General features: G+C 68.4%; 22 protein-coding genes. 8 read left to right on the top strand and 14 right to left on the bottom strand.

Annotated features, from left to right (window positions below):
* Positions 1-9: 9 nt before the first annotated feature.
* The 8 genes from A5663_RS09080 to A5663_RS09045 are packed head-to-tail and all read right to left on the bottom strand — an operon-like array spanning position 10 to position 6,858.
* Complete coding sequence (locus A5663_RS09080; RefSeq protein WP_068147014.1) at positions 10-846, bottom strand: DegV family protein; 837 nt, start codon at positions 844-846, stop codon at positions 10-12.
* Positions 837-1,568, bottom strand: a complete 732-nt coding sequence (gene octT, locus A5663_RS09075; RefSeq protein WP_068147012.1) for a diglucosylglycerate octanoyltransferase — start codon at positions 1,566-1,568, stop codon at positions 837-839. The genes A5663_RS09080 and octT overlap by 10 nt, the downstream gene beginning before the upstream one ends.
* On the bottom strand, positions 1,558-2,217 hold the full coding sequence (gene gpgP / locus A5663_RS09070) for a glucosyl-3-phosphoglycerate phosphatase (protein ID WP_068147043.1): 660 nt from the start codon (positions 2,215-2,217) through the stop codon (positions 1,558-1,560). Before gpgP ends, octT begins: the two co-directional genes overlap by 11 nt.
* A 20-nt stretch (positions 2,218-2,237) precedes the next feature.
* The gene (gene rsfS / locus A5663_RS09065; protein WP_068147009.1) at positions 2,238-2,606 is read right to left on the bottom strand and encodes a ribosome silencing factor; all 369 of its coding nucleotides are present in this window, start codon (positions 2,604-2,606) and stop codon (positions 2,238-2,240) included.
* The gene (gene nadD, locus A5663_RS09060) at positions 2,603-3,241 is read right to left on the bottom strand and encodes a nicotinate-nucleotide adenylyltransferase (RefSeq protein WP_082974004.1); all 639 of its coding nucleotides are present in this window, start codon (positions 3,239-3,241) and stop codon (positions 2,603-2,605) included. Before nadD ends, rsfS begins: the two co-directional genes overlap by 4 nt.
* 32 nt (positions 3,242-3,273) lie before the next feature.
* Entirely contained in the window at positions 3,274-4,722 is a 1,449-nt protein-coding gene (locus A5663_RS09055) for a VWA domain-containing protein (protein WP_068147003.1), read from the bottom strand.
* 1 nt (position 4,723) lies between these two features.
* Positions 4,724-5,599 (bottom strand): MoxR family ATPase, encoded by an 876-nt coding sequence (locus A5663_RS09050; protein WP_068147001.1) that lies wholly within the window; start codon positions 5,597-5,599, stop codon positions 4,724-4,726.
* An 11-nt stretch (positions 5,600-5,610) separates the two neighbouring features.
* Positions 5,611-6,858 carry a glutamate-5-semialdehyde dehydrogenase gene (locus A5663_RS09045; protein WP_068146999.1) on the bottom strand — a complete coding sequence of 416 codons (1,248 nt, stop codon included), beginning with the start codon at positions 6,856-6,858 and terminating at the stop codon, positions 5,611-5,613.
* A 74-nt stretch (positions 6,859-6,932) separates the two neighbouring features.
* On the opposite strand from A5663_RS09045, the gene A5663_RS09040 reads away from it, so the two are divergent.
* Genes A5663_RS09040 through A5663_RS09025 form a run of 4 tightly spaced genes read left to right on the top strand, consistent with a single transcriptional unit; the run spans position 6,933 to position 9,662 of the window.
* Positions 6,933-7,823: a ribokinase gene (locus A5663_RS09040; protein ID WP_068147040.1), complete on the top strand. Its 891-nt coding sequence runs from the start codon at positions 6,933-6,935 to the stop codon at positions 7,821-7,823.
* On the top strand, positions 7,820-8,644 hold the full coding sequence (locus A5663_RS09035; protein ID WP_068146996.1) for an enoyl-CoA hydratase/isomerase family protein: 825 nt from the start codon (positions 7,820-7,822) through the stop codon (positions 8,642-8,644). The genes A5663_RS09040 and A5663_RS09035 overlap by 4 nt, the downstream gene beginning before the upstream one ends.
* A gap of 51 nt (positions 8,645-8,695) precedes the next feature.
* Positions 8,696-9,025, top strand: a complete 330-nt coding sequence (locus A5663_RS09030) for a helix-turn-helix transcriptional regulator (protein ID WP_068147038.1) — start codon at positions 8,696-8,698, stop codon at positions 9,023-9,025.
* A 28-nt stretch (positions 9,026-9,053) separates the two neighbouring features.
* Positions 9,054-9,662: an isoprenylcysteine carboxylmethyltransferase family protein gene (locus tag A5663_RS09025; RefSeq protein ID WP_068146992.1), complete on the top strand. Its 609-nt coding sequence runs from the start codon at positions 9,054-9,056 to the stop codon at positions 9,660-9,662.
* Here the strand turns inward: A5663_RS09025 and A5663_RS09020 are convergent, their stop codons facing one another.
* Positions 9,663-11,717, bottom strand: a complete 2,055-nt coding sequence (locus tag A5663_RS09020) for an NAD(+) synthase (RefSeq protein ID WP_068146989.1) — start codon at positions 11,715-11,717, stop codon at positions 9,663-9,665.
* A 43-nt stretch (positions 11,718-11,760) separates the two neighbouring features.
* Here A5663_RS09020 and A5663_RS09015 point away from each other — a divergent pair, with 43 nt between their 5' ends.
* The 4 genes from A5663_RS09015 (at position 11,761) to A5663_RS09000 (ending at position 16,227) form a co-directional block, all read left to right on the top strand.
* Positions 11,761-12,303 carry a cysteine hydrolase family protein gene (locus tag A5663_RS09015; RefSeq protein ID WP_068147033.1) on the top strand — a complete coding sequence of 181 codons (543 nt, stop codon included), beginning with the start codon at positions 11,761-11,763 and terminating at the stop codon, positions 12,301-12,303.
* Between the two features lie 95 nt (positions 12,304-12,398).
* Positions 12,399-14,852, top strand: a complete 2,454-nt coding sequence (locus A5663_RS09010) for a molybdopterin oxidoreductase family protein (RefSeq protein ID WP_068146987.1) — start codon at positions 12,399-12,401, stop codon at positions 14,850-14,852.
* Entirely contained in the window at positions 14,849-15,328 is a 480-nt protein-coding gene (locus tag A5663_RS09005) for a hypothetical protein (protein WP_068146984.1), read from the top strand. Before A5663_RS09010 ends, A5663_RS09005 begins: the two co-directional genes overlap by 4 nt.
* Positions 15,329-15,348: 20 nt before the next feature.
* Positions 15,349-16,227, top strand: coding sequence for an NAD-dependent protein deacetylase (locus tag A5663_RS09000; protein ID WP_068146982.1), 879 nt, complete (start codon positions 15,349-15,351; stop codon positions 16,225-16,227).
* Here A5663_RS09000 and proB read toward each other — a convergent pair.
* The 5 genes from proB to A5663_RS08975 form a co-directional block, all read right to left on the bottom strand.
* Positions 16,224-17,330 carry a glutamate 5-kinase gene (proB, locus tag A5663_RS08995; RefSeq protein WP_068146980.1) on the bottom strand — a complete coding sequence of 369 codons (1,107 nt, stop codon included), beginning with the start codon at positions 17,328-17,330 and terminating at the stop codon, positions 16,224-16,226. The genes A5663_RS09000 and proB overlap by 4 nt on opposite strands.
* The gene (obgE, locus tag A5663_RS08990; RefSeq protein WP_068146978.1) at positions 17,327-18,772 is read right to left on the bottom strand and encodes a GTPase ObgE; all 1,446 of its coding nucleotides are present in this window, start codon (positions 18,770-18,772) and stop codon (positions 17,327-17,329) included. Before obgE ends, proB begins: the two co-directional genes overlap by 4 nt.
* A gap of 83 nt (positions 18,773-18,855) precedes the next feature.
* Positions 18,856-19,122, bottom strand: coding sequence for a 50S ribosomal protein L27 (gene rpmA / locus A5663_RS08985; protein ID WP_064350409.1), 267 nt, complete (start codon positions 19,120-19,122; stop codon positions 18,856-18,858).
* Between the two features lie 13 nt (positions 19,123-19,135).
* The gene (rplU, locus tag A5663_RS08980; RefSeq protein ID WP_068146977.1) at positions 19,136-19,447 is read right to left on the bottom strand and encodes a 50S ribosomal protein L21; all 312 of its coding nucleotides are present in this window, start codon (positions 19,445-19,447) and stop codon (positions 19,136-19,138) included.
* 153 nt (positions 19,448-19,600) lie between these two features.
* On the bottom strand, positions 19,601-21,999 hold a 2,399-nt coding region (locus A5663_RS08975), incomplete at its 5' end, for a ribonuclease E/G (protein ID WP_369816601.1).

Below are 21,999 nucleotides of genomic sequence, written 5' to 3'. Positions count from 1 at the left end.
GAAGGCATGCTATTCCGCGAGCTGGACGACCACTCCGATCGCGCCCGCCCCGACGTGGATCGACAGCACCGGTCCCATGTCGGTGACCGTGAGCGCCTCCAGCTGAGGCAGCCGATCCGTCAGCGCCGCCCCCACCTCGTCGGCGCCGTCGTGGTTGTCGACGTGATGGACCGCGACCGAAGCCTGGCGGTCATCGACCAGCTCGGCGACGCGGTCCACCATCGCCGCGTGCGCCTTGCTGATCGTCCGGATGCGTTGGTCGAGCACCAGCCGGCCGTCGACATCGAGGCAGAGCAGCGGCTTGACCGCGAGCGCGGTGCCCAGCCAGGATGCCGCCGCGCCGATCCGGCCGCTGCGGCGCAGGTTGTCCAGCCGGTGCACCACGATGAAGGCGTGCGTCCGGTCGGCCGCCGAACGCGCAAGGGCCTCAACGGTATCCAGGTCGCCCCCGGCCGCGGCCGCCTGTGCGGCGGCGACAGCGGTGAAGCCCACGCCCATCGCCGCCGACCGCGAGTTCACCACCCGCACTGACGGCCCGAACTCGCGAGCGGCCTGCACCGCCGAACTGTACGAACTCGACAACGCCGCCGACAGGTGCACGGCCACGACGCCGTCACCGCCGCTGTCCTGCAGCGCTTGCCGGTACGTTTCCGAGAGATCGGCCGGCGTCGCCCCGGCCGTGCTGGCGCGCGGGACGTCGTGGATGTCGTAGGGCACCTCGTCGATTCCGTCGCGCAGATCGATGAGGTCGACCAGCACATGCAGCGGCACCTGCCGGATGTTCCACTGCTTGCACTCTTCCGGCGACAGGCGCGACGACGAGTCGGTGACGACGACTACGGACACGGCACGCCGGCCTCGTCGAGCGCTTTGAGCATCAACTCCGCGACCGCTTGGTGGGACTCGAAATTCCAATGAATTCCGTCGGGGTTGCCGCGACCGCTCATGACGTGCTCCCCGACGGCCGCCTTGAGATCGACCAGCGGGACATCGTGCTGCCCAGCCCATTCGGTGATCGCTCTGACGGTGCCGTCGCGGCCGTGATGTGCCCTGCCGTAGGTGTCGGCGATGTGCACCGAGGGCAGGCATGCCACGACCGGTATGCCGGGCCGGTTGAAGTCGATTGCACCGCGGGTCATCTCGAGATACTCCGCCGACAGGTGCGGCGGGAGCGCACCGCGCGCCACCCGGGAGAGCCGCGGCTGCACCAGGCCGTAGCCGTCGCGCACCCACCGCCGCAGCCACGGCGGACGCACGTAGCGGATGAGCTCGCGCAGCGCCGTCGGTAGCGGCGAGGGCAGCGAGTCCATGCCGCCCGTTGCGAACACGACCGCGCCGGCCCGCGGCAGCGCCGCCCACGCCCGCGGATCCTGCGTCGCCGCCCACCACACGTCGCGACACGTCCAGCCGATCCGGCCGATCACCTCGACATCCCAATCAAGCTGGGCGGCAACGATATTCGGCCATATCCGCGGATCGTCGGCCGGTAGCCCGCCGGTGGGCCCGTAATAGGACAGCGAATCGCAGAAGACCAGAAGGGTGGGCCGGGCCGCCGGATCAGAGGACATCGTTGGCAACCTGCGCCGAGGCGTTCCACACGTCGAGCCGCCACCGGATCTCGTCGGCCGTGGCGTCAGCGGCGCTGTGCCCGGACAGCTGCACCCAGCTCGCGTTGCCCATCCCGCCCAGGATCGGCCAGTTGTCGACGGGCAGGCCGAGCAGCGCCGCGGTCAGCGCCGCGATCAGCCCGCCGTGGGCGACCAGCACCACCGGCCGTTCCGGATCATCGGATCCCTGGTCCAGGCCCCAACCCGGCTGCCCGGCGATCAGCTCTTCGACCAGCGGCACACTGCGCGCGGCGACGTCGACCCGGCTCTCCCCGCCCGGCGGCGCCCACCGCGAGTCGTCCCGCCACGCCAACCGGGCACCGGGCGCCGCGGCGTCGACGTCGTGGTGGGTCAACCCCTGCCACTGACCCAGATGCGTCTCGCGGAGCCGGACGTCGACCGTCACCGGCATATCTGCGCGCTGGCCGAGCACCGCGGCGGTGTCCAGCGCCCGCCGCAGATCGGAGGACACGATGGCCAGCGGCTGCCGTTTGGCCAGCACCTCGGCCGCGGCGAACGCCTGCTCCCGCCCGAGATCGGACAGGTCCGTGTCGAGCTGGCCTTGCATCCGGCTGCCGGCGTTGTACTCGGTCTGTCCGTGCCGCAGCATGACCAGGCGGCGCACCCTTCTCACTGTTGACCGTCCAGCTCGACCGGGACTGTAGGGCAGTCCCGCCACAACCGGTCCAGGGCGTAGAAGTTGCGTTCGTCCTCGTGCTGGATGTGCACCACGATGTCGACATAGTCGAGCAGCGTCCAGCGGCCCTCCCGTGCGCCCTCGCGCCGAGCCGGTTTGTAGCCGGCCAGGCGCATCTTCTCCTCGACCTCGTCGACGATCGCGTTGACCTGGCGCTCGTTGGACGCCGAGGCGATCACGAAGCAGTCGGTGATGACGAGTTGGCCCGACACGTCGATGATTACCACGTCGTCGGCGAGTTTGGCTGCGGCCGCCTGTGCGGCCACTCCTGCCATGCGCAGGGCTTCGTCGGAGGCGCTCATAGCTGCTTTCCGTGGGTTGACAATGGTTGTGCCGCATAGAGTTTGCGCTTGGCGACGTATTGGACGACGCCGTCGGGCACCAGGTACCAGATCGGCCGGTTCTCCTCGGCGCGCTTACGGCAGTCGGTCGACGAGATCGCCAGCGCAGGCACCTCGACCAGATGCAGCGCGTCGTCGGGCAGTTCCTTGATGGCCGCGGCGATGTGTCTGCCGTCCAGCTCGTACCCGGGCCGGCTCACGCCGACGAAGGTCGCGATGGAGAACATCTCCGCCCAGTTCTGCCACGACAGAATCGAGGCCAGCGCGTCGGCGCCGGTGATGAAGAACAGGTCGGCGTCGGGGTTGATCGCCCGCAGATCTCGCAACGTGTCCTTGGTGTAGGTGGGACCACCTCGGTCGATGTCCACTCGGCTCACGCTGAAGCGCGGGTTGGAGGCCGTCGCGATGACGGTCATCAGGTAGCGGTCCTCAGCGGCGGTGACGTAGCGGTGCTTCTGCCACGGCTGTCCGGTCGGGACGAACACCACCTCGTCGAGCCCGAACAGGTCGGCGACCTCGCTGGCCGCGACGAGGTGGCCGTTGTGGATGGGGTCGAACGTCCCACCCATCACGCCGAGCCTGCGTCGAGGAGCCACGAAAAGCCAGCTTACGGGAGCGGTGGTGCCGGTCAGACCGGCAGCAACTGGTCGATCACCGAGGCCAGCTGCTTGGCTGACCGGCATTCGTGCATGGTGATGACGTCCTCGTATCGCGGCACCGCCGAGTCGCCGCTGCCCCACAGGTGCCGCGGTTCGGGGTTCAGCCAGTGCGCATGCCTGCTCGAGTTGACCATGTGCGCGAGCAGTTCGGTCTCCGGGTTGCGGTAGTTGTTGCGACCGTCGCCGAGGATCAGCAGCGCACTCCGCGGCGAGAGCGCATTGGGCCAGCGGTCCATGAACGAGACGAACGCGTGGCCGTAGTCGGAGTGCCCGTCGCGGGTGTACACGCCCGCTTCCCGGGTGATGCGCTGTACCGCGACGGCGAGGTCGGCGTCGGGTCCGAACAGCTCGGTGACCTCGTCGGTGGTGTCGATGAAGGCGAACACGCGAACCCGGCTGAACTGCTGGCGCAGCGCGTGCACGAGCAACAGCGTGAAGTGGCTGAAGCCGGCCACGGAGCCCGACACGTCACACAGCACGACCAACTCCGGTCGCGCGGGGTGCGGCTTCTTGAGCACCACGTCGATCGGCACGCCGCCGGTGGACATCGATTTGCGCAACGTCTTTCGCAGATCGATCTCGCCCGCGCGCGACCGTCGGCGCCGCGCGGCCAGCCGCGTCGCCAGCGTGCGGGCCAACGGCGCCACCACGCGGCGCATCTGGCGCAGTTGTTCGCCCGAGGCGCGCAGGAACTCCACGTTCTCGGCGAGCTGCGGGACCCCGTACATCTGCACGTGGTCGCGGCCGAGCTGCTCGGCGGTGCGGCGTTTGGTCTCCGCCTCCACCATCTTGCGCAGCTGGTTGATGCGCTGCGCGGCAAGGGCTTTGGCGATCTGCTCCTGGGTGGGGGTGGGTTCCTCGCCGTAGGGCGCCAGCAGGCCGGCAAGCAGCCGGCCCTCCAGGTCGTCGAGGTTCATCGCTTTGAGCGCCTGGTACGACGAGTACGACGGGCCGCGACTGGAGTTGTACCGGCCGTATGCCTCGACGATCTGGGCGATCATCGCGGCCATCCGCTCGTCGAGGTTGGCCAGGTCCTCGTGGTCGGCCAGCATGTCGAGCAGCGCCGACCGCATCGCCTCGACGTCTTCGGGCGGCAGGCCTGGATCGCTGTCGTCCGCTTCACCATCGTCGTCCACCAGGACGGTCTTGGCTCCCAGCGCGGCCGGGAACCACAGGTCGAACATCGCGTCGTAGGTGTCGCGGTGGTCGGGCCGGCGCAGCACCGCGCATGCGATGCCCTCCCGCAGCGCCTCCCGGTCGGACAGACCCAGTACGGAGATCACCCGGCCGGCGTCCACGGTCTCCGACGGTCCTACCGAGATTCCCTGTGCGCGTAGAGCTTCGACGAACCCGACCAGGTGCCCAGGCAGCCCGTGCGGCGCCAGCGGCTGCGGCGGTCGGGTCCGGCGGACGGCCATCTCAGTTCAGCCTCAGCTCGCCGGACGCCTTGATCTGGTCGGACTGGTGTTTGAGCACCACACCGAGGGTGGCCGCGATCGTCGCGTCGTCGATCGTGTCCAGTCCCAGCGCCAGGATGGTGCGGCCCCAGTCGATGGTCTCGGCCACCGACGGCAGCTTCTTGAGCTGCATCCCGCGCAGCACCCCGATGATCTTCACCAGTTCGTCGGCCAGCCGCTCGGGCAGCTCCGGCACCCGGGACAACAGGATGCGCCGCTCCAGGTCGGGATCGGGGAAGTCGATGTGCAGGAACAGGCACCGCCGTTTGAGCGCTTCGGACAACTCGCGGGTGGCGTTGGAGGTCAGCACTACGAACGGCGCCCGCTCCGCGGTGATCGTGCCCAGTTCTGGCACGGTGACCGCGAAGTCGGACAACACCTCCAGCAGCAGGCCCTCGATCTCGATGTCGGCTTTGTCGGTCTCGTCGATCAGCAGCACGGTCGGCTCGGTGCGACGGATCGCGGTGAGCAGCGGCCTTGACAGCAGGAACTCCTCGGAGAACACGTCGTCGCGGGTCTGGTCCCAGTCCCCGTGGCCGGCCTGGATGCGCAGGATTTGCTTGGCGTGGTTCCACTCGTAGAGGGCGCGGGCCTCGTCGACGCCCTCGTAGCACTGCAGCCGGACCAGACCCGATCCGGTGGACTGGGCCACGGCACGGGCCAACTCGGTCTTGCCGACGCCCGCGGGTCCTTCGACCAGCAGCGGCTTGCCGAGCCGGTCGGCCAGGAAAACCGCTGTCGCGGTGGCGGTGTCGGGCAGATAGCCGGTTTCGGCGAGCCGCCTGCCGACATCCTCGATATCGGCGAACAGCGGCGCGGGGCGCGCGGGGACGCTCATCGTTCTCCTGTTCAGGCGGGGCGCGTGTGGCCGTCTCCCCACACAACCCACTTGGTTGACGTCAATTCGGGCAGGCCCATCGGCCCGCGGGCATGCAGCTTCTGGGTGGAGATGCCGATCTCGGCGCCGAACCCGAACTGCTCACCGTCGGTGAACGCGGTCGACGCGTTCACCATCACCGCGGCCGCATCGACCCGTTCGGTGAACCGTTGCGCCGCAGCCAGATCGGTGGCCACGATGGCTTCGGTGTGCCCGGTGCCGAACTCGTTGACGTGGGCGATCGCGGCGTCGACGCCGTCGACCACGGCCAGAGCGATGTCCATCGACAGGAACTCGGCACGCAACTCTTCTTCCGACGGATCGCCGTGCACCGTCACACCGGCCTCTTGCAGCGCCTTCGTCAGCCGCGGCACCGCCCGATCGGCGATCGCGGCGTCTACCAGAACCGATTCGGCTGCATTGCAGACACTGGGCCGGCGCGTCTTGGCATTGAGCAGGATTCGTTCGGCCACCTCGAGATCGGCCGACTCGTGCACGTACACATGGCAATTGCCCACGCCGGTCTCGATCGTCGGCACCGTCGCGTCGCGCACGACCGCATCGATCAGCCCCGCGCCGCCGCGCGGAATGACGACGTCGACGAGCCCGCGGGCCTGGATCAGGTGGGTGACGCTGGATCGATCGTGACTGGGCAGCAGTTGCACGGCGTCGACGTCGAGCAGTTCGGTGGCCAGCGCGGCGCGCAGCGCGTTCACCAGCGCGGCGTTGGAGTCGGCCGCCGACGAGCTGCCGCGAAGCAGCACCGCGTTGCCGGACTTCAAGGTCAGCCCGAACGCGTCGACGGTGACATTCGGTCTGCCTTCGTAGACGATCCCGACCACACCGAGCGGGACACGCGTCTGCTGCAGTCGCAGACCGTTGGGCAACGTCCGGCCCTGCAGTACCTCGCCTAGCGGGTCAGGCAGACGCGACACCTGGCGCAACCCGTCGGCGATCCCCTCGATCCGGTTGGGGTTCAGCGCGAGCCGGTCGAGCATCGCGTCCGGCGTGCCCGCGGCGCGGGCGGCGTCGAGGTCCTGCGCGTTGGCCTCGAGGATCTGCCGCGTCGACATCAGCACGTGGTCTGCGGCGGTGTTCAGCGCGCGGTTCTTGGTTTCCGAGCTCAGAATGGCCAGCGCGCGGGCCGCCGCGCGGGCTCGGCGAGCGGCGTCGTGCACCTGATCCCGAAGACCGGCAGTCGCGGGTGCCTGCACACTCATCAAACCAGCGTATCGGACGTGCTTCGGGCGTTCGACACGTGTCAGGTAGCGGTGCTGCATTAGCGTTGGGCGTCATGGTGGCGCGGTCCTGCAGCCGGGTGTGCGTGGTTGGCAGTGTCAACGCCGACCTCACATTCAGCGTGCGCAGCCTCCCCCGTCCTGGTCAGACCGTGCTGGCGTCCGACCTGTCCGTGGCGCCGGGCGGCAAGGGCGGAAACCAGGCGGTGGCGGCGGCCAGGGCCGGCGCGGCGGTGCGACTGGTCGCCGCACTCGGTGACGACGGTGTGGCAGAGCAGTTACGAAGTCACCTCGGCGCCAACGGGGTGGGGCTCGACGGGCTCGTCACGGTGCCCGGCGCGAGCGGATCGGCCGTCATCGTGGTGGACTCGTCGGCGGAGAACACGATCGTCGTCGCCCCCGGGGCCAATGCCGCGTTGAGTGTCGAAAGCCCCGACGTCCGTGCGGTGATCGCCGACAGCGATGTGGTGTTGCTACAGCTGGAGATCCCCGTTGCCACCGCCATCGCCGCCGCCCGGATCGCACGCGCCGCCGGTGCAGTCGTCATCGTCAACGCCTCGCCCGCCGGCGCCCCTCCACACGACCTGCTCGCGCTGTCCGAGTCGGCCGACGTCGTCGTCGTCAACGAAACCGAGGCTGCCGAATGGCATTGGCCCGTACCGCATCTGGTGATCACACGCGGTCCGCGCGGCGCGAGCTACCTCGGCGACGGCGAGCGCTTCGTCGTACCCGCCCCCACGGTGCGAGCCGTCGACACCACCGGCGCGGGCGACGTGTTCGCCGGAGTGCTCGCCGCGCACTGGCTCGACGGACATGAGAACGCGCTGCGTCGCGCCTGCGCCGCCGCGGCCCTGTCCACACTCGTGCCCGGCGCGGGCGACTGCGCACCGGTCGCCGACGCCATCGACGAAGCTGTATCCAACCGACCGACGGAAAGGCAGTTATGACGACCACCAGTGCTCCGCGACCACCCGAGGGAGACTGGCTCGGCACCCCGTATCTGAAGTTCACCCGCGAGGGTGCCTTCGGCGTGTGCAGGCTCGACCGGCCGGAGGCGCGCAACGCGATGACGCCCGCGATGTACTTCGGGATCCGCTACGCCGTGCGCCATGTCGACGCCGATCCGGATCTGGCCGGGCTGCTGATCACGGGCACCGGCGACGTCTTCGCACCCGGCGGTGACCTCGGCGGTGGCGACGGCAGCGACAACTGGCTCACGTTCGGCTCGGCACTCGGCATGGACGTCACACCGTTCGAGACGCTGCGCCAGTCGGTCAAACCGGTGGTGTCGGCGGTCAACGGGCTGTGCCAGGGCGGCGGCCTGCAGATCGCGTTGTGCAGCGACATGACGGTGGTCAGCGAGCGGGCCACGTTCCGGGTGCCCGAGCTGCTGCGCGGCATCGCCGACACGTACTACAGCCAGATGCTCGCGCGCCTGATCGGCCCGGTTCGGACGCGGGACCTGATGTTCACCGGGCGGACATTGAGCGCGCAGGAGGCCCTCGAGTGGGGCATGGTGACGCGCGTGGTGGCCCACGACGAGCTGCTCGACGCGGCGCGCGAGGTGCTCGGCCAGTGCTGTCGGACTGCCCCGGGTGCCCGCGGTGTGGTGAAGTCGAGCATCGACAACTATCTGGGCCTGTTCGATCGGATCGGGATGCAGGCCAGCTACTCCTCGGCAGAGGCGATGGAGGGGTTCCGGTCGTTCAAGGAGCGCCGCTCGCCCGACTGGGTGCACCCCGACCTGCGCGTCGACGGCCGCCTCTGAGCGCAACGGTTCAGCATTGGCTGAATACAGGACGTGGTGTACTGTCTGCTCATGCAGACGGTCATCCACAGCGACGCCCTGTCGCGGTTCGGTTGCGCGCTGTCGGACCAGACCCGCGCCGAGATCCTGTTGACACTGCGCGATGGCCCCGGGTATCCGTCGGAGCTGGCCGACAAGATCGGCGTCTCCCGCCAGATCCTGTCCAACCACCTGGCATGCCTGCGCGGCTGCGGGTTGGTGACCGTGCAGCCCGAAGGACGCCGCAGCCGCTACGAACTGGCGGACCGCCGGATCGCGCACGCGCTCGACGACCTGGTCGGTCTGGTTCTCGACGTCGATCCGGCCTGCTGCCCCAGCACCGCCGCGGACGGCTGCTGCTGACGGTCCCGCACCAGAAACAGGAGGCAGCATGCCGATCGTCTCGTTGACTCTCTACGCGGTGTTCGCCGTGCTCGGATTCGGTTGGCGCAGTTGGGAACAGAAACGCCGCACAGGCTCTACCGGATTCCACGGGATCAGTGGTCGCCCGTTGTCGGCCGAGTGGTTCGCCGGCGTCGGATTCGTCGTCGCCATGGGTGCCCTGGTGTGCGGGCCGATCCTGCAAGCCGCCGGCCTGGTCGCTCCACTCCGGCCGCTGGACCAGACGTGGCTGAACATCGCCGGCATCGTGATCGCGGTGCTCGGCATCGTCGCGACCCTCTACGCTCAGCTCGACATGGGAGACTCCTGGCGGATCGGCGTGGACGCCGGCGAAACCACGACACTGGTCCGCACCGGCGTGTTCGGACGCGTGCGCAACCCGATCTTCGCCGCGATGATGGTGTTCGGCCTCGGAATCGCCTTGGTCACACCGAATCTCGTCGCTTTTGCCGGCTTCTTGCTACTGGTCGCGACGATCGAGGCGCACGTGCGCCTCGTCGAGGAGCCCCACCTGCTGAACACCCACGGCGACCTGTACCGCGACTACCTCGCGGCCGTAGGCCGCTTCGTGCCGCGCGTGGGGCGGGCTGCGAGGTAGCTAGCCCTCGGGAATCTCCCGCTCGATCTCGTCGAGCCAGGTGCGCGCCGACATGTCCGACGGTGCCCGCCAGTCACCGCGCGGAGACAGCGACCCGCCGTGTGACACCTTCGGCCCGTTCGGCAGCGCTGACCGCTTGAATTGGGCGAACGAGTAGTAGCGTTGCGCGAACACCTGCAGCCAGTGCCGAATCTCCTTCAGCGAGTACGACGGTCGGTTGTCCTCGGGATACCCGGTGGGCCAGTCGCCACGCTGCGGATCGCTCCAGGCGTGCCAGGCCAGGAACGCCACCTTGGATGGCCGAAACCCGAAGCGCAGCACCTGGAACAGCGAGAAGTCTTGCAGCACATAGGGTCCGACCTTGTCTTCGCTGCTCTGGATCTCCTCGTCCTCACCGGCCGGCACCAGTTCGGGTGAGATCTCAGTGTCGAGGACTGACTGCAGTACGTCGTTGACCGTGTCGTCGAACTGCTTCGAGGTGATGACCCACCGAATCAGATGCTGGATCAACGTCTTCGGCACGCCGCCGTTGACGTTGTAGTGCGACATCTGGTCGCCGACGCCGTACGTCGACCAGCCGAGTGCGAGCTCGGACAGGTCGCCGGTGCCCAGGACGATTCCGCCGCGCTGGTTCGCCAGTCGGAACAGGTAATCCGTCCGCAGCCCAGCCTGCACGTTCTCGAAGGTCACGTCGTAGACCTCCTCGCCGCGCCCGAACGGATGGTCCATGTTCTTGAGCATCAGTTCCGCGGTCGACTTGATGTCGAGCTCGGCGAACGTCACACCCAACGCCTCGGCCAACCGCACGGCATTGGCTTTCGTGCGGTCGCCCGTGGCGAACCCCGGCATCGTGAACGCGAGAATGTCACTGCGCGGCCGTTGTTCGCGGTCCATCGCCCGCGCCGCGACGATCAGTGCGTGGGTCGAGTCCAAGCCGCCCGACAGCCCGAGAACCACCTTTGGGTAGTCGAGCGCACGCAGCCGCTGCTCGAGGCCGGCCACCTGGATGCTGTATGCCTCGTAGCAATCCTGTTCCAGCCGTTCGGGATCCGACGGCACGAACGGGAACCGCTCGATGTGCCGGAGCAGCCCGACGTCGCCTGCCGGCGGGTCGAGCTGGAACTCCACCCGCCGGAACGGGTCCGTCGAAGCCGCGTGGTGCCTGCGGTTGTCGTCGAACGTGCCCATCCGGATGCGTTCGGAGCGCAGCAGTTCCAGGTCGACATCGGCGACCGACCGGCGCTCGCCTTTGGGGAACCGCTCAGACTGGGCCAGGCACTCGCCGTTCTCCCAGATCATCGTCTGACCGTCCCAGGCGAGGTCGGTGGTCGACTCGCCCTCCCCCGCAGCGGCATAGACGTAGGCGGCCAGGCAACGCGCCGATGCCGACCGCGCCAGCAGGCAGCGGTCCTCGGAGCGGCCGATCGTGATCGGGCTGCCGGAAAGGTTGGCCAGCACTGTCGCGCCGGCCAACGCCGCCGTCGCGCTCGGCGGGATCGGCACGAACATGTCCTCGCAGATTTCGACGTGCAGCACGAAGCCCGGCATGTCGGTCGCGGTGAACAACAGGTCGGGACCGAACGGCACGTCCGCCCAGGCGTCGCCGCGGCCCATCCTGATCGCGCCGCGCAGGTCGTCGCCCGGCGCCATCTGGCGCCGCTCGTAGAACTCGCGATACGTCGGCAGGTACGACTTCGGCACCACGCCGAGCACGCGCCCCCGGTGGATCACGACAGCGGTGTTGTATATCCGGTGCCGGTAGCGCAGCGGGGCGCCGACAACCAGTATCGGCATCAGGTCGGCCGAGGCCACGACGACGTCGAGCACCGCGTCCTCGACCGCATCCAGCAGCGCGTCCTGCATGACGATGTCCTCGACCGAATACCCGCACAGCGTCAGCTCCGGAAATACCGCGAGCGCGACGTTGTCGTCGTGACAGTCGCGCGCCATCCTCAGCACGGACTCGGCGTTGGCAGCCGGGTCCGCGAGCGCCGTGTGGTGCGTGCAAGCCGCGACGCGAACGAAGCCGTGCCGGTACGCCGAAAAGAAGTCCATGCCTAATTGTTGCCCGAAAACGGAACGGGGTATGCAAGACCGCATGAGTGAGACCGTTGTGTTGGTCATCGACATGATGAACACCTACCAACATCCCGACGCCGACAAATTGGTGCCGCACGTCGCCGAGATCATCGATCCGCTGACCAAACTGGTCACCGCGGCCCGCGAGCGCGACGACGTCGAGCTCATCTACGTCAACGACAACTACGGCGACTTCAGCGCCGAGTTCAGCGACATCGTGCAGGCCGCGCTGAAGGGCGAGCGGCCCGATCTGGTCGAGCCGATCGCCCCTCAAGAGGGTTGCCGATTGATGACGAAGGTGCGCCACAGCGCCTTCTACGCCACCGCGCTGGCGTACCTGCTGGGCCAGCTGGAACCAAAGCGGGTGATCCTCACCGGCCAGGTGACCGAGCAGTGCATCCTCTACACCGCGCTGGACGCCTACGTCCGGCACTTCCCGGTCGTCGTCCCACCGGACGCGGTCGCGCACATCGACCCGGAACTCAGCGACGCGGCACTGACCATGATGAAGAGCAACATGAGCGCCGAAATCACCCCGGTCGCAGAGTGTCTGCGGTCATAGTGGCCGCCGGCAGAACGGCATGCGATCGAAGCGTTTGACTCAGCAACGGGCGGGTAACCCGGGCTTCGGCGACGAGATCGGCGACGGGTGGTGTGATGGGTGAGACCAAGCGCGATCGGATCGCCGAACCGTGGGGCGCGCGTACGCCCTACGGAAAGGGCGGGCACTGGCCGGAACGGGTCGACTCCCACCTTGCCGACGGCGTGACCTCAGAGGCGGTCGACCGATGGGTGCCGTCGGCCTCAGTGCTGCATTCCAACGGCGACGGCCTGGACATCGCGGTCAAGGACGGCCGCATCGTCGGTATCCGCGGTCGAGCCGAGGACCGCGTGAACCACGGCCGGGTCGACGCCAAGGACCTGTTCGGGTGGCAGGCCAACGCGTCGGCCGACCGGCTCACCACTCCGCTGGTGCGCGAGAACGGCAAGCTCGTCGAAACCGACTGGGACACAGCGATGGACCGGATCGTGCGACGCAGCAAGGAACTCCTCGACACGTTGGGCCCGAGTGCGTTCGGCTTCTACACCAGCGGCCAACTGTTCCTCGAGGAGTACTACACACAGGGCGTGATCGCCCACGGCGCGATCGGGACCAACCACGTGGACGGCAACACCCGGCTGTGCACGGCGACCGCCGCCGAGGCGCTCAAAGAGTCCTTCGCCTGCGACGGACAGCCCGGCTCCTACACCGACGTCGACCACGCCGACGTCATCGCGCTCTTCGGACACAACGTGGCCGAGACCCAAACCGTGTTGTGGATGCGAATACTCGACCGGCTGGCCGGTGACGACCCGCCCGCGATCGTGTGCGTCGATCCGCGGCCGACGCCCGTCGCACAACACGCCGCAGTGCATCTCGCGCCGATGCCCGGCACCAACGTCGCGTTGATGAACGGTCTGCTGCACGAGATCCTGCGCAACGACTGGGTCGACCAGGACTACGTCGACGCGAACACGGTGGGATTCGACGAGCTCCGCAAGCGGGTGGCCGAGTTCCCACCCGACCGGGTAGCGCGAATCTGCGACGTGCCCGCTGCGGACATCCGCGAGGCCGCACGCCTGATCGGCACCGCCGAGACACTGCTGTCGACGGTCCTGCAGGGCTTCTACCAGTCGCACCAGGCGACGGCAGCTGCGGTGCAGGTCAACAACATTCACATCGTGCGCGGGATGCTGGGCAAGCCGGGCTGCGGAATCCTGCAGATGAACGGCCAGCCGACGGCGGAGAACACCCGCGAGTGCGGTGCCGACGGTGACCTGGCCGGTTTCCGCAACTGGTCCAACGACTCTCATATCGAAGAGCTCGCTCGGCTGTGGAACATCGACATGCTGCAGATCCCGCACTACGCACCGCCGACGCATGCCATGCAGATGTTCCGCTACGCCGAGCAGGGCACGCTGCGCCTGCTGTGGATCAGCGCCACCAACCCCGCCGTGTCGCTGCCCGAACTGCATCGTATTCGCGAGATACTGGGCCAGGACCGGTTGTTCGTGATCGTGCAGGACATCTTCCGCACCGAGACGACCGAACTCGCCGACGTGGTGCTGCCCGCCGCGGCGTGGGGTGAGAAGACGGGCACGTTCACCAATGCCGATCGGACCGTTCACCTCTCGGAGAAGGCCATCGATCCCCCGGGGCAGGCTCGGTCGGATCTCGAGATCTTCCTGGACTACGCGCGGCGGATGCACTTCCGGGACAACGACGGTGCACCGTTGCCTTCGTGGACCGACGCCGAGTCGGCGTTCGAGGCGTGGAAGCAGTGCAGCGCCGGCCGGCCCTGTGACTACACCGGCCTGAGCTACGACAAGTTGCGGAACTCGAGCGGTGTTCAATGGCCTTGCAACGCAGACAATCCCGACGGCACCGAGCGGTTGTACGCCGACGGCAAGTTCTGGGCTGCCCCCGACTACTGCGAGGCGTACGGCAAGGACCTGATCACCGGTGCGCCGCTGGAGCCTACCGAATATCGCGCGATGAACCCGTTTGGCAAAGCGATAATCAAGGCGGCCGAATACATCTCGCCGCACGAGTCGCCGCGGCGCGAGTACCCGTTCGCGTTGATCACCGGCCGAACGCTGTACCATTTCCACACTCGCACCAAGACGGCGCGCGCGCCCCAACTGCAGGCGGCCGCCCCCGACGTCTGGGTGGAGGTTTCCCAAGCCGACGCCAGCCGGCTCGGCATCGCCGAGGGTGACGTCGTCGAGGTCGCCACGCCGCGTGGGTCGGTCACGTGCAAGACACGCATCTGTGGGATTCGCAAGGGCGTGCTGTTCCTGCCGTTCCACTACGGCTACTGGGATGTCGACGACCACGACGGTCACCACCGCGCCGCCAACGAGTTGACCATCACCGACTGGGACCCGGTGTCCAAACAGCCGATCTACAAGACCGCGGCTGCGCAGCTGCGCCGGGTGTCACGTTCGACATCACCGGCCCCCGCCCCGACCACCGCGGCTTCGGCCCCGGTTTCCGCCGACGTGGAAGCGACGACCGGAGGGGCAACGGCCGAGGCCACAGAGTCCCTGACATCCGCGGAGACACGATGAAACTCGGCATGGCGCTTCGAGAGTTGCACCGCTCGGAACTGCGGCTGGCCCGATCGCTGGACTCGGTCGCCGCCCGCCACCACAGTGACCACGCCATCTACCATGTGGCGCTCGGTCTGGCCGGATGGTCGCGTGAGCACGTGGAGCTGATCGCCGAAGCAGGACGGCGCTACGACGTGCGGCTTCGCGCCCACCCTCGCACGTCGGCGATCGCCGAGTCCCTGCAGCAGTGGGTCAGCGACCGCCTCGGGCGGCGTCCCGAGCCCGCGCTGCTGTTGCTCGCCGACCTGCGGCGGCTGCACCGACACGCCGCCGGTGTCTCGCTCGACTGGGAGCTGCTGGCGCAGGGCGCGCAGGCGGCCAAGGACGAGAAACTGCTCGAACTGGCCCAGCGGTGCCACCCGGAGGCGTTGCGGCAGATGCGGTGGGCCAATGCGATGCTCAAAGAGCTCTCACCGCAGGCGCTGATGAACTGAGCTTCGCTACCCTCGGTGACGTGGAAGCCCCCGAGCTCGTCGCCCTGCTGCGCGGCTGCCGGATCGCGGTGCTCACGGGCGCGGGTATGTCCACCGACTCCGGGATTCCCGACTACCGCGGGCCGGACTCGCCGCCGAGTAATCCGATGACCATCCGGCAGTTCACGTCCGACCCGGTGTTCCGTCAGCGTTACTGGGCACGCAATCACCTCGGCTGGCGGCACATGGACGCGACGCTGCCCAACGCCGGCCACCGAGCGCTCGCCGCACTCGAAACCGCGGGCGCGGTGTCGGGGGTGGTCACCCAGAACGTCGACCTGTTGCACACCAAGGCGGGCAGCGGCAACGTCGTCGACCTCCATGGCACGTACGCACGGGTGGCCTGCCTGGACTGCGGGCACACCATGTCGCGGGCCGCACTCGCCGAGCTGCTCGAGGCCGCCAATCCGGGGTTCGCCGAGCGGGCCGCGAATTCCGTGGGCAGTATCGCGGTCGCCCCGGACGCCGACGCCGTGGTCGGCGACACTACGGCGTTCCGGATCGTGGACTGTCCGAGATGCGGCGGCATGCTCAAGCCGGACATCGTCTACTTCGGTGAGAATGTGCCGAAAGAGCGTGTGGAGCAGGCGTATTCGATGGTCGACGAGGCGGATGCGCTGCTAGTCGCTGGCTCGTCACTGACAGTCTTCTCCGGCTACCGCTTCGTGCGGCACGCAGCGGCGGAAGGTATGCCGATCGCGATCATCAACCGCGGGCCCACCCGAGGCGACGACCTGGCGACCGTCAAGCTCGACAACGGCTGCTCACCGATGCTGGCGTTGTTGGCCGCCGAGCTACCGGCGATTTCGGTGTCCGAACCATCGCGTAGCGACCGTACGGACACCCGAATCGCGATTTAGACGGCCACCAGATCGTCGGCGTGCACTGCCGGGCGACGCATCTCAGGCGGCAGGTCGGAGGTGGACCGGCCCAGCATCGTCGCCAGCTCGTTGTGGTCGTAGGCCACCACGCCGCGCGCGACCATCCTCGCGTCCTGCGACCGCAACTCGACGACGTCACCGCCGTAGAAGCGGCCGGCGACCGCGGTGATGCCCGCCGGCAGCAGCGAGCGCCGCTGCCGCACCACCGCACGCACCGCGCCGTCGTCGAGCGTCAACGCACCGGCCGCCTCGGCGGCGTAGCGCACCCAGAACCGGCGCGCCGACATGCGTTCGGGCCGCGGGGCGAACACCGTACCCACCGACGCGTCGCTCAGCGCGGCGCCCGCATCGGAGGCGGCCGCCAACAGCACCGGCACCCCGGCATCGGCGGCCAGCAGCGCCGACGACAGCTTCGACGCCATCCCGCCCGTACCGAGATGGCTGCCCCGGCCGGCCACCACACCGTCGAGGTCCTCCGGCTGGGCCACCTCGGAAATGAAGCGCCCGTTCCCTTTTCGGGGATCCGAGTCGTAGAGCCCGTCGATGTCCGACAACAACACCAGCGCGTCGGCGCCGACCAGATGGGCCACCAGAGCCGAGAGCCGGTCGTTGTCGCCGAACCGAATCTCGTTGGTGGCCACGGTGTCGTTCTCGTTGACGATCGCGACGGCGTGCAACGCGCGCAACCGGTCCAAAGTGCGCTGCGCATTGGTGTGCTGCACCCGCATCGAGATGTCGTGCGCCGTCAGCAACACCTGGCCGACGGCGCGGCCGTAGCGGGCGAACGCCGCACTCCAGGCGTTCACCAGCGCCACCTGACCGACGCTGGCAGCGGCCTGCTTGGTGGCCAGATCGGTGGGCCGCCTGCTCAGCCGCAGCGGTTCGATGCCGGCCGCGATCGCGCCGGAGGACACGATCACCACGTCCGAGCCGGCGTTCATCCTCGCTTCGATGGTTTCGACCAGCGTCGCCAGCCTGCCCGCGTCGAACACCCCCGCCGGCGTCGTCAGCGCGGTGGTGCCGATCTTGACGACGACGCTGCGCGCCGTACGGATCGCGTCCCGGTGCGCGGTTTCGGTCATGACTCGCCGCCGGGTTTACGCCGCTCCTTGCGTGCGGCTTTACGTTCCGCGGCGCCGACCCGATCGGTCTGCTCGAGGCGCACATCGGTGCCGCGGCCCGTCATCGGCACGTCCACCCCGGCCGGGGTTTGCGGTTCCCAGTCGAACGTGACGTCGCCGATGGTGACGGCACATCCGGGCCGGGCGCCGAGCTTGAGGAGCTCGTCTTCGACGCCGAGGCGCGCCAACCGGTCGCCGAGATAGCCGACGGCCTCGTCGTTGTCGAAGTCCGTTTGGGCAACCCATCGTTCGGGGCGGGTACCGTGCACCACGAAGCCGCCGTGGCTGTCGGGTTCGACGGTGAAGCCGCTCTCGTCCACGGCGACCGGGCGGATCACGGGCCGGCGCGGCACGACTTCGGGCTGGGCTTTGCGATAGGCAGACACCATGTCCCACAACGCAAAGGTCAACGGCCGCAGACCCTCCCGCGTGACGGTGGACACTTCGTACACCGGCCAGCCGTAGCGCCGTGCGACTTCGTCTCGCACGAAGTCGGCGAGCTCCCGGGCGTCGGGCACGTCGATCTTGTTGAGCACCACCGCACGCGGACGTTCGGCGAGGTCGCCGAGCGTCGAATCACCTTGCAACGTCGGCGTGTAGGCGGCCAACTCGGCTTCGAGCGCGTCGATGTCGGACACCGGATCGCGTCCCGGCTCGAGGGTCGCGCAGTCCACCACGTGCACCAGCACGGCGCAGCGCTCGATGTGCCGCAGGAAGTCCAGGCCGAGGCCACGGCCCTCTGAGGCGCCGGGGATCAGGCCGGGCACATCGGCGACAGTGAACGTGTTTCCCCCGGCGGACACCACACCGAGGTTGGGCGTGAGCGTCGTGAACGGGTAGTCGGCGATTTTCGGCTTGGCCGCCGAGATGACCGAGACCAGCGACGACTTTCCCGCGGACGGGAAACCGACCAGCCCCACGTCCGCGACCGTCTTGAGTTCCAGCGTCAGGTCGCGGACCTGACCCTTCTCCCCGAGCAGCGCGAACCCTGGCGCCTTACGAGCCCGGGACGCCAGCGCGGCGTTGCCCAGACCGCCGCGACCGCCGGCCGCGGCCTCGAACCGGGTGCCCGCACCTACGAGGTCGGCGAGCAGTCGGCCGTTCTCGTCCAGGACGACCGTGCCGTCGGGAACTTTGACTTCGAGGTCGGCGCCCGCTGCGCCGTCGCGGTTGCTGCCGGCGCCCTGCTTGCCGGACGGGGCGACGACGTGCGGGTGGAAGTGGAAGTCGAGCAGCGTGTGCACTTGCGGATCGACGACCAGGATCACGCTGCCGCCGCGACCGCCGTTCCCGCCGTCGGGTCCGCCGAGCGGTTTGAACTTCTCGCGGTGGACCGAGGCGCAGCCGTTACCGCCGTTGCCGGCCCGTGCGTGGATCACGACGCGATCGACGAACCGGGGCATCGGGCTTCCTTTCCACGACGAGTGTGAAGCTGGTGCGAAAATTCAGCCGAGAATTCGCCGTAGCTTCACATTCGCGGCAGAAGTCAGGCCTCCTGCGGGGCCGGTCGCACGACGCTGACCGTCTTGCGGCCACGCTTGGAGCCGAATTCGACCGCGCCGGGAGCCGTGGCGAACAACGTGTCGTCGCCGCCGCGGCCGACGTTGGTCCCGGGATGGAAATGAGTACCCCGCTGACGGACCAGGATCTCGCCGGCCTTGACGATCTGGCCGCCGAACCGCTTGACGCCGAGCCGCTGCGCGGCGGAGTCACGACCGTTGCGCGAGCTGGAAGCGCCCTTCTTGTGTGCCATGTTGAAACGACTCCTAGTTGATGGCCGTCACTTTGAGCACCGTCAGCTGCTGACGGTGGCCCTGCCGCTTGTGATAGCCGGTCTTGTTCTTGAACTTGTGGATCCGGATCTTGGGGCCCTTGGTGTGCTCGAGCACCTCACCGGTGACGGCGACGTTCTCCAGCGCCTTGGCGTCGGTGGTCACGTTCGAGCCGTCGACGACGAGGGCTACCGGCAACGAGACATTGGCGCCGGGCTCGGAATCGAGCTTCTCGACCTTCACCACGTCACCGACGGCGACCTTGTACTGCTTGCCACCGGTCTTGACGATTGCGTATGTCGCCATCGTGCTGTAACTCCTACGTCGTTCACTGGGCGCGCGCGAATTGCTGCTGCGCATGTCTGGGTTTCCCGACTGCCGCCGACTCGACAATCCAGAGCCTGGCGACAACTGCTCAAGGCTACTTGAGCAGCCGCGGGAGGGTCAAATCACCGCAGGTCACGGTCCGTCATGGGTCGGCGGACCGGCCGGGCGCGCAGCGGCGCGGCGACGGTGCCGGCCCCGCGGGGCGGCGACGGCCGCGGGCTCGTCGTCATCCTCGAAGTCGTCATCGTCGTCGGAGTCGTCATCGGAGTCGTCGTCGGAGTCATCCTCGTCGTCCGTGGAGTCGTCTTCGTCGTCGTCTTCGTCGTCCGCGTCGGTGTCGTCGTCCGCGTCGGAGTCCTCTTCGGAGTCCTCTTCCCCGGAGTCGGCGCCGATGACCTCGATGTCGTCGTCGATGTCGTCGTCCTCGTCGTCGGAATCGAGGTCGATCTCGTCCTCGTCGGAGTCGTCCTCGTCCGAGTCGTCCTCCGATTCGTCGTAGTCCTCATCCTCGAGGTCATCCTCGTCGGCGGTGACCGCCTCGCGGATGGCTTCGGCGTCGCCCTCCCCGACCTGCACTGCCTGCGTGGATTCGTCGGTCTCGGTCTCGTCCTCGTCGTCGTGCTTGCCGTTGGCCGCCGCCATCGCCTTGAACATCGGATGCTCGCCTGCGGGATGCGGTGGCACCTTCGCCACCGCCACGTCGTCGGACTTGCCGTTGCGCTTACCGCGCTTACCTCTGCGACCGCCACCGCCGTCGGACTTGCGTCCGCCCCCGGATGTCGAGTCGACCGGGTCCCCGTGCAGCACGATGCCGCGGCCCCCGCAGTGGGTGCAGGACGTCGAAAACGCCTCCACCAGGCCGGTGCCCAGCCGCTTGCGCGTCAACTGCACCAACCCCAGCGAGGTCACCTCCGAGACCTGGTGACGTGTGCGGTCCCGCGCCAGCGCCTCGGTCAGCCGGCGCAGCACCAGGTCGCGGTTGGATTCGAGCACCATGTCGATGAAGTCGATGACGACGATTCCCCCGATGTCGCGCAGCCGCAGCTGGCGCACGATCTCCTCGGCGGCCTCGAGGTTGTTGCGGGTGACGGTCTGCTCCAGGTTGCCGCCCGAGCCGGTGAACTTGCCGGTGTTGACGTCGATGACCGTCATGGCCTCGGTTCGGTCGATGACCAGCGTGCCGCCCGACGGCAGCCACACCTTGCGGTCCATCGCCTTGGTCAGCTGCTCGTCGATGCGGTGCACGGCGAACACGTCCGGCCCGTCCGTTGACACCGGCTCGTACTTCGTGAGCCGCGGAAGCAGTTCGGGCGCAACCGAATTGACGTAATCGTTGATGGTCTTCCAGGCGTCGTCCCCGGACACCGTCAACCCGGTGAAGTCCTCGTTGAACAGGTCGCGGATCACCTTGACCAGGACGTCGGGCTCTTCGTACAGCGCGACCGCCGCGCCGGCCTTCTTCGCGGTGATCTCGCCGGCCTTGGCCTCGATCTCCGTCCACCGCTTGGCCAACCGGTCGACGTCGTTGCGAATGTCTTCTTCCTTGACGCCCTCCGACGCGGTGCGGATGATCACCCCGGCGTCGGTCGGCACCACCTCACGCAGGATCTCCTTGAGCCGCTGGCGCTCGGTGTCGGGCAGCTTGCGGCTGATGCCGGTCGACGACGCCCCCGGCACGTAGACCAGATACCGCCCGGCGAGCGACACCTGCGTCGTCAGCCGTGCGCCCTTGTGGCCGACGGGATCCTTGCTGACCTGGACGACGACGTAGTCGCCGGGCTTGAGCGCCTGCTCGATCTTGCGGTTCTGCCCGCCCAGGCCCGCGGCCTCCCAGTTCACCTCCCCCGCGTACAGCACGCCGTTGCGGCCCCGGCCGATGTCGACGAAGGCGGCCTCCATGGACGGCAGCACGTTCTGCACGATGCCGAGGTAGATGTTGCCGACCAGGCTGGCCGACGCGGCGGACGTGACGAAGTGCTCGACGACGACGCCGTCCTCGAGCACGGCGATCTGCGTGTAGCGGGCACCCTCGTGCGGCGGCTCGGTGCGCACCTTGTCACGCACGACCATCATCCGCTCGACGGCCTCGCGGCGGGCCAGGAACTCGGCCTCGCTCAGGATCGGCGGGCGGCGCCTGCCGGCGTCGCGGCCGTCACGTCTGCGCTGCCGCTTGGCCTCCAGCCGCGTCGAGCCGCTGATGCCCTGGATCTCGCCGTCGCCGCCCTGCGCGGACTTGTCGCTTCTGGCTGACTTCCTCGGTTCCCGCTCGTGGACGACGGTGTTGGGCGGGTCGTCGGGCGACGCGCCGCCGTCGCTGTCGTCTCCCGAGCCCGTCTTGCGACGACAGCCAAGACTCCGATCAGGACGGCGACGAGTCGGACAACTCCGACGAGGACAGCGGCGACGACGAGAACGCCGGCGTGGAGGGCGCGACCCGCCGCCGCCGGCGGCGCCGTCGTCGCAAGACGGGCTCGGGAGACGACAGCGACGGCGGCGCGTCGCCCGACGACCCGCCCAACACCGTCGTCCAC

The organism is Mycobacterium sp. E740 (assembly GCF_001672895.1).
In the GTDB taxonomy this organism is placed as follows: Bacteria; Actinomycetota; Actinomycetes; order Mycobacteriales; family Mycobacteriaceae; genus Mycobacterium.
Note: the sequence above shows the minus strand (reverse complement) of the source record. Positions and strands in the feature narration are given on the sequence as shown.

Coding starts and splice junctions, on each gene's coding strand:
- rsfS (WP_068147009.1), bottom strand. CDS start 2,606: ATGAGCGCCTCCGACGAAGCCCTGCGCATGGCAGGAGTGGCCGCACAG.
- A5663_RS09045 (WP_068146999.1), bottom strand. CDS start 6,858: ATGAGTGTGCAGGCACCCGCGACTGCCGGTCTTCGGGATCAGGTGCAC.
- gpgP (WP_068147043.1), bottom strand. CDS start 2,217: ATGCTGCGGCACGGACAGACCGAGTACAACGCCGGCAGCCGGATGCAA.
- rplU (WP_068146977.1), bottom strand. CDS start 19,447: ATGGCGACATACGCAATCGTCAAGACCGGTGGCAAGCAGTACAAGGTC.
- A5663_RS09025 (WP_068146992.1), top strand. CDS start 9,054: ATGCCGATCGTCTCGTTGACTCTCTACGCGGTGTTCGCCGTGCTCGGA.
- obgE (WP_068146978.1), bottom strand. CDS start 18,772: ATGCCCCGGTTCGTCGATCGCGTCGTGATCCACGCACGGGCCGGCAAC.
- A5663_RS09015 (WP_068147033.1), top strand. CDS start 11,761: ATGAGTGAGACCGTTGTGTTGGTCATCGACATGATGAACACCTACCAA.
- octT (WP_068147012.1), bottom strand. CDS start 1,568: ATGTCCTCTGATCCGGCGGCCCGGCCCACCCTTCTGGTCTTCTGCGAT.
- A5663_RS09005 (WP_068146984.1), top strand. CDS start 14,849: ATGAAACTCGGCATGGCGCTTCGAGAGTTGCACCGCTCGGAACTGCGG.
- rpmA (WP_064350409.1), bottom strand. CDS start 19,122: ATGGCACACAAGAAGGGCGCTTCCAGCTCGCGCAACGGTCGTGACTCC.
- A5663_RS09020 (WP_068146989.1), bottom strand. CDS start 11,717: ATGGACTTCTTTTCGGCGTACCGGCACGGCTTCGTTCGCGTCGCGGCT.
- A5663_RS09055 (WP_068147003.1), bottom strand. CDS start 4,722: ATGGCCGTCCGCCGGACCCGACCGCCGCAGCCGCTGGCGCCGCACGGG.
- A5663_RS09050 (WP_068147001.1), bottom strand. CDS start 5,599: ATGAGCGTCCCCGCGCGCCCCGCGCCGCTGTTCGCCGATATCGAGGAT.
- proB (WP_068146980.1), bottom strand. CDS start 17,330: ATGACCGAAACCGCGCACCGGGACGCGATCCGTACGGCGCGCAGCGTC.
- A5663_RS09010 (WP_068146987.1), top strand. CDS start 12,399: ATGGGTGAGACCAAGCGCGATCGGATCGCCGAACCGTGGGGCGCGCGT.
- A5663_RS09035 (WP_068146996.1), top strand. CDS start 7,820: ATGACGACCACCAGTGCTCCGCGACCACCCGAGGGAGACTGGCTCGGC.
- A5663_RS09040 (WP_068147040.1), top strand. CDS start 6,933: ATGGTGGCGCGGTCCTGCAGCCGGGTGTGCGTGGTTGGCAGTGTCAAC.
- A5663_RS09030 (WP_068147038.1), top strand. CDS start 8,696: ATGCAGACGGTCATCCACAGCGACGCCCTGTCGCGGTTCGGTTGCGCG.